This window comes from Mycobacterium sp. 1165178.9 (assembly GCF_001673555.1).
GTDB lineage: Bacteria > Actinomycetota > Actinomycetes > Mycobacteriales > Mycobacteriaceae > Mycobacterium.
Genome location: NZ_LZMB01000221.1, coordinates 1 through 5,863, shown reverse-complemented (window position 1 = coordinate 5,863; position 5,863 = coordinate 1). Strand labels below are relative to the sequence as shown.

6 protein-coding genes are annotated in these 5,863 nt (G+C 66.6%); 2 read left to right on the top strand and 4 right to left on the bottom strand.

The genetic code is table 11. The annotated features are described in order from the left end of the window. Both A5652_RS10345 and A5652_RS10340 read left to right on the top strand, forming a co-directional pair. Nucleotides 1–400 (top strand): MmpS family transport accessory protein (locus A5652_RS10345; RefSeq protein ID WP_232001153.1); only part of this gene is annotated, 400 nt, incomplete at its 5' end. Continuing rightward, nucleotides 400–1,041 (top strand): DUF2561 family protein, encoded by a 642-nt coding sequence (locus A5652_RS10340; RefSeq protein WP_067350194.1) that lies wholly within the window; start codon nucleotides 400–402, stop codon nucleotides 1,039–1,041. The genes A5652_RS10345 and A5652_RS10340, both read left to right, overlap by 1 nt. A gap of 251 nt (nucleotides 1,042–1,292) precedes the next feature. Here the strand turns inward: A5652_RS10340 and A5652_RS10335 are convergent, their stop codons facing one another. From A5652_RS10335 to A5652_RS10320, 4 genes are all read right to left on the bottom strand, one after another. Then, nucleotides 1,293–3,005 carry a cytochrome bc complex cytochrome b subunit gene (locus tag A5652_RS10335; RefSeq protein ID WP_067350191.1) on the bottom strand — a complete coding sequence of 571 codons (1,713 nt, stop codon included), beginning with the start codon at nucleotides 3,003–3,005 and terminating at the stop codon, nucleotides 1,293–1,295. Continuing rightward, nucleotides 3,002–4,225, bottom strand: coding sequence for a ubiquinol-cytochrome c reductase iron-sulfur subunit (locus A5652_RS10330; RefSeq protein WP_067350188.1), 1,224 nt, complete (start codon nucleotides 4,223–4,225; stop codon nucleotides 3,002–3,004). Before A5652_RS10330 ends, A5652_RS10335 begins: the two co-directional genes overlap by 4 nt. Nucleotides 4,226–4,331: 106 nt before the next feature. Then, nucleotides 4,332–5,189 (bottom strand): cytochrome c, encoded by an 858-nt coding sequence (locus A5652_RS10325; protein WP_067350186.1) that lies wholly within the window; start codon nucleotides 5,187–5,189, stop codon nucleotides 4,332–4,334. 29 nt (nucleotides 5,190–5,218) lie between these two features. Further along, the gene (locus tag A5652_RS10320) at nucleotides 5,219–5,830 is read right to left on the bottom strand and encodes a heme-copper oxidase subunit III (RefSeq protein WP_082983849.1); all 612 of its coding nucleotides are present in this window, start codon (nucleotides 5,828–5,830) and stop codon (nucleotides 5,219–5,221) included. Nucleotides 5,831–5,863: the final 33 nt, after the last annotated feature.

The window sequence follows — 5,863 nt, the reverse complement described above, 5'->3', positions numbered from 1 at the left end:
GGCCAGTATCACGGTGCCGCGCAACCAGATTCGGTCCACCGCCTCGCCCGACCACTCGGCCCCCGCGCCGGTGCCGCCGCCGGCGACGTCTCCGGCGGCCGCGCCACCGCCGCCGACCACGCCGGCGGGCCCGCGTCAGGTCACCTACTCGGTGACCGGCACCAAAGCCCCTGGAGACATCATTTCGGTGACCTACGTCGACGCGTCCGGCCGGCGGCGCACGCAGCACAACGTGTACATCCCCTGGTCGATGACGGTCACCCCGATCTCGCAATCCGACGTTGGCTCGGTCGAGGCGTCCAGCCTGTTCCGGGTCAGCAGGCTCAATTGCTCGATCACGACAAGCGATGGAACGGTGCTCTCGTCCAACAGCAACGACTCGCCGCAGACGAGCTGCTGATGGTCAGCAGATATTCGGCTTATCGGCGCGGCGTGGACGACGACACCGTCGCGCCCGAGGTCGTCGACCGCATCCTGATGGGCACGTGCGCGGCCATCTACCTGGTGCTGCTGGGCGTCAGCGTGGCGGCCGCCGTCGCGCTGGCGGACCTGGGCAGGGGCTTTCACAAGGCGGCGAGCAGCCCGCACACCACCTGGGTGCTGTACGCGGTCATCGTCGTTTCGGCGCTGATCATCGCCGCCGCGATCCCAATCCTGTTGCGTGCCCGCCGGATGTCGCAGTCCGAGCCGGCCGCCCAGGCTATGACCGCGCCCGCGCGCGGACCCGCAAGGCCTTCGATGCGGTTGGGGACCGGCGCCACGCGCACCGGAACCGCGACGGTGCAAACGGCGGCACCGGACGCGGGGGCCGAGTGGTCGGGCGAGGCGGTGGACCGAATCTGGTTGCGCGGCACCGTGATACTGGCCGGGACCATGGGCGCGGCGCTGATCGCGGTCGCGACGGCGACTTACCTGATGGCGGTCGGTCACGATGGCGCGTCGTGGGTCGGGTATGGGTTCGCCGGCGTCATCACCGCGGCCATGCCGGCGGTGGAGTGGCTGCACATTCGCCAGCTGCGCGAGGCCGTCGCCGAGCAGTAGCCACCGCACAATGGGGGCGGCGCACACGGCGGGACCGCTGCTCGCGACAGGTCAAACTGCACGCACGGGCGACCGAAGTTACGTGGCGGCGTTGACTTTTCGCGGTAAAGCGATCGACACATCAACCACGCAGACGACACGCCGCCGTGGTTTATGTCTCGCGGTCTTCGGCCGCCGGTGCGCTGACGCAACCCGTGCCGATGCCGGGCTGCCGTCGTCCCCGGTGCCGAAGAGGAGCCAGGCTGTCCGGGCTAGTGGCCGCCGCCCTCGCCGTTGGTCGAACCGTTGGTCGAACCGTTCGTCGAACCGTTGAGGCCGTCCTGGTGCTCGCGCAGTGCGGTCAGGGCGCGCCGCTCCGAGCCATGCGCGGCCTCCCGCAACGCCGCATCCTCGGACACCGGGTCCGCGGACAGGAAGCTGCCGCTGCCCGGAGATCCGCCCGAGCCCAGCTTGTTCATCTTCTTGGGTAGGGGCGCGCCCTGGTACGCCAGCGGCAGCGGGTGGCCGTGGTCGTCGACCGGGCCCAGCGGCTGGTGCAACTCGATGTAGGCACCGTGCGGCAGCCGCTTGATGATGCCGGTCTCGATGCCGTGCTCGAGCACCGCGCGGTCGCTGCGTTGCAGTCCGATGCACCACCGGTAGGTGATGAAGTAGACAACCGGCGGAACGATCACCATGCCGATGCGCCCGATCCACGTCGTCGCGTTCAGCGAGATGTCGAACTTGAACGCGATGATGTCGTTCATCGCGCACAGCGTCAGCAGCATGTAGAACGCGATCGCCATGGCGCCGATCGACGTGCGTACCGGCACATCACGCGGCCGCTGCAACAGGTTGTGGTGCGCGTAGTCACCGCTGAACCGCTTCTCCAGGAACGGGTAGATCATCAGCAGGACGAAGATCAGGCCCATGATCAACGCCACCCAGACGGCAGCGGGGACGGTGTGGTGCCAGAAGTAGAACTCCCACGGCGGCCAGATACGCGCCAGGCCCTCTGTCCACATCATGTAGAAGTCGGGCTGCGAACCGGCCGAGACGTGAGAAGGTTTGTAGGGCCCCAGGTTCCAGATCGGGTTGATCTGCAGCAGGCCACCCAGCAGGCCCAGCACGCCGACGATCGCGGCGAAGAACGCGCCGGACTTGACGGCGAATACGGGCATCACTCGCACGCCGACCACGTTGTGCTCGGTGCGGCCGGGGCCGGGGAACTGGGTGTGCTTCTGGAACCACACCATGGCCAGGTGCAGCCCGATCAGCGCGAGGATGATGCCGGGCAGCAGCAGGATGTGCAGGGCATACATCCGCGGAATGATGTAACCCGCTGTGGCGCATTCGTTTCCGACGCCACCGCAGGGGAAGTCACCGCCGAACAGGGCCCAGTGCAACCAGGTGCCGATCACCGGCATGCCCAACGTGATCGAGGACAGCGCGGCACGCAGCCCGATGCCCGACAACAGGTCGTCGGGCAGCGAGTAACCGAAGTAACCCTCGAACATGGCCAGGATCAGCAACAGGGAGCCGATGACCCAGTTGGCCTCACGCGGCCGCCGGAAGGCGCCGGTGAAGAAGATGCGGGCCAGGTGCACCATGATCGACGCGGCGAAAATCAGTGCGGCCCAGTGGTGGACCTGCCGGACGAACAGGCCGCCGCGCACCTCGAAGGAGATGTCGAGGGTCGATGCGAAGGCCTTCGACATGTCCACGCCGCGCAGCGGCTGATAGGCACCGTTGTAGGTGATCTCGCCCATGGATGGATCGAAGAACAGCGTCAGGTACACGCCGGTGAGTAGCAGCACGATGAAGCTGTACATCGCGATCTCACCCAGGAGGAACGACCAGTGGGTGGGGAAGACTTTGTTCAGCTGTCTGCGAACCGCCGCCGACGGGTGGTAACGCGTATCGATGTCCTCGCCCTGACGGGCCAGGACGTCGCCGATCTTCGGGGGGCTGAATTTCGGACTCATGTTGTCGTCCTCTCCCAGAATGCCGGTCCGACGGGCTCGACGAAGTCACCGTTGGCGACTAGATACCCGTTGGTGTCGATGGTGATCGGCAGTTGCGCCAACGCACGCGCGGCCGGCCCGAAAATCGGCTTGGCGAAGTGCAGCGCGTCGAACTGCGACTGGTGGCATGGGCACAAGATCCGGTAGGACTGCTCCTCGTAAAGGGATGCGGGGCAACCCAGGTGCGAGCAGACCTTGGTGTAGGCGAAGAACTCGCCGAAGTTGAAGCTTTCCTGGCCCTGCCGCTTGACCACGCGGTCCATGTCGGTGGGCCGAACTCGAATGAGCATCACCGGGTTTCGCACGCCCTGGTTGATGGCCCGCAGCCTTTCCTGCGATTCCGGGGTGGTGCCGTCGCCGTCGGACTCCCGCCAGGGGAAGACTGTTTCCATGCCGCCCGCGTCGAGGTCCTCGGGGCGCATCTTGACGAACGGCGACGTGGAGGCGGACCCGGTGGCGCGCGCCAGATAGATGGTTTCCCCGTGGTATTGGGGGGTCCACCCGGAAGTGAACAGCACGGCCTTCTTGCCGTCGGCGGTCTGCACCACCGGCTTCCACGGATTCTTGATCAAGCCGCCAGCAAACGCGACCAGGGTGGACAGCCCGAACGCGCCCAGCCCCATCCCCAGCGACAGGCCGATCAGCTTGCGCCGCCCGACGGTCGAACCCCCATACGCGTCGGCCAGGTTGGCCACCACCGTCTTGCGGTCGACGTCACGCGAGGCGCCGTCATGGCGCTCCTGGATCGAAATCTCTTCCGGGATAAAGCGTTTCTGGTACAGGATGACGCCGATACCGATCGACAGGATCGCCATCCCGAACGTCAGCCCGTACAGCGGGGTGGTCAGGTCGTAAAGGAAGCTCCCGGCCTCCTCCTTGGGCTTGTACTCCCACGGCCAGAACAAGAAGATCAGCAGCAGCGCAAGCCCGAAGAAGCCACCCAGCAAAAGCCATAGGGCGACGCCACGCTCGGCACGCTTTTCGGCTCTGGTGCCCTCGATCGGCCAACGGGGTTCCTTGAACACCGTTTCGACGCCGTCCAGCTTGCCGCCCAGCGCCACCAGTTCGTGCTGCGACATGGCGGCCAGGGCCGCGTCGTCGGGCTCCCTCTCGCCCACGCCGTGCGGGCTCCCGCCGGTGTCAGAGCCGCGACCGGTTCCCTGATCCAAGGCGTCGCTCATTTTGCGCCGCTCCTCTCCCCCGCAAGCGGGAGATATCCCCACATCGCTGCGGCCCCCTCGCCGCTGCGCGGCTGGGGGTGCCCCCACTGCATCGTCTCGGCGCGGCTCATGCTCGTGCCCCAATCCACAGTGCCAGCCCGATGGCGGCGACCATCCCGATGATCCAGGCGGCCATACCCTCGGGTGCGGGCCCGAAGCCGCCCAGGCCGTAGCCGCCAGGCTGGCGCTCCTCGGTCACCGCCTTGATGTAACCGATGATGTCCTTCTTAGCCTCGAAAGACAGCTGACGGTCGGAGAACTTCGGCATGTTCTGCGGACCGGTCCGCATGGCCGCCAGGATCTGCTGCTCGTTGGCGGGCTCCAGGTCTGGCGCGTACTTACCCGACGAAAGCGCCCCGCCCTTGCCGGTGAAGTTGTGGCACGACGAGCAGTTCAGCCGGAACAGGTCGCCACCGCGGCCCAGGTCTTGGCCGCGCAGCGAACGCATCGCCAGGCTGCCGTCCGGGTTGCGCACCGTCGTGGGGCCGCCGCCGTTGGCCTGGACGTAGGCGCCCAGCGCGTCGACCTGACCCTCGTCGAAGATCGGTTCCTTGCGCGGCGCCTGGGCCTCGCCGGTCATCGCGGGCATCCGGCCGGTCGACACCTGGAAGTAGACGGCTTCCTCGCCGACGCCGATCAGGCTCGGCCCGCGGTCGGGGACACCCTGCAGGTTGGCGCCGTGGCAGGACACGCACGACGTGTCGAACAGCTGCTTGCCGGTGCGCAGCAACGCCGAGTTCGATTCGTCGGCCACGGCCACCTGCGGCCGCGGTGTCAGGATGGCCGCCAAACCACCGGCAATGGTCAGCGCGATCAGCAACAGCAGACCGCCGGACAGCCGCCGCCGCAGCCGCCGTCGCGAACGGTCACGCTGCCCCTGTGGCGGGTTGGCCGCACCGGATCGGGTAGATCCCAGTTTCTTCAACCGAGCACTCCTGTTCGTCCAGCGCCTGCTCATCGGATGAAATAGATCACGGCGAACAGCGCGATCCACACGATGTCGACGAAATGCCAGTAGTACGAGACGACGATGCTGGCCGTAGCCTGCGCCGGCGTGAACTTGGTCATCGCGGTGCGGGCCAGCAAGAAGATGAAGGCGATCAACCCGCCGGTGACGTGCAGGCCGTGGAATCCGGTCGCCAGGTAGAACACGCTGCCATAGGCGCTCCCGGGGATGGTGGTCCCGTGCGACATCAGGTGGTAGTACTCGTAGCCCTGACCGCAAACGAAGAACAGGCCCATCAGGAAGGTCAGCACGTACCAGCGGCGCAGCCCGAACACGTCGCCGCGCTCGGCCGCGAACACCCCCATCTGGCAGGTGAACGACGACGCGATCAGCACCAATGTGACCGGGACGGCCTGGTACAGGTTCAGCTCGGTCGGCGGCGGCGGCCACTTCCCACCCGATTGGGCGCGGGCGGTGAAGTACATCGCGAAGAGGCCAGCAAAGAACATCAGCTCGCTGGAAAGCCAAACGATGGTGCCGACGCTGACCATGTTGGGTCGGTTCAGCGAGTGCACCCGCGACGTAATTGCAGTACCCGAAGTGGCGGCAGCGCTGGTCACATACGCAAGTATGACGCTTTGTAGTTGTTGAAC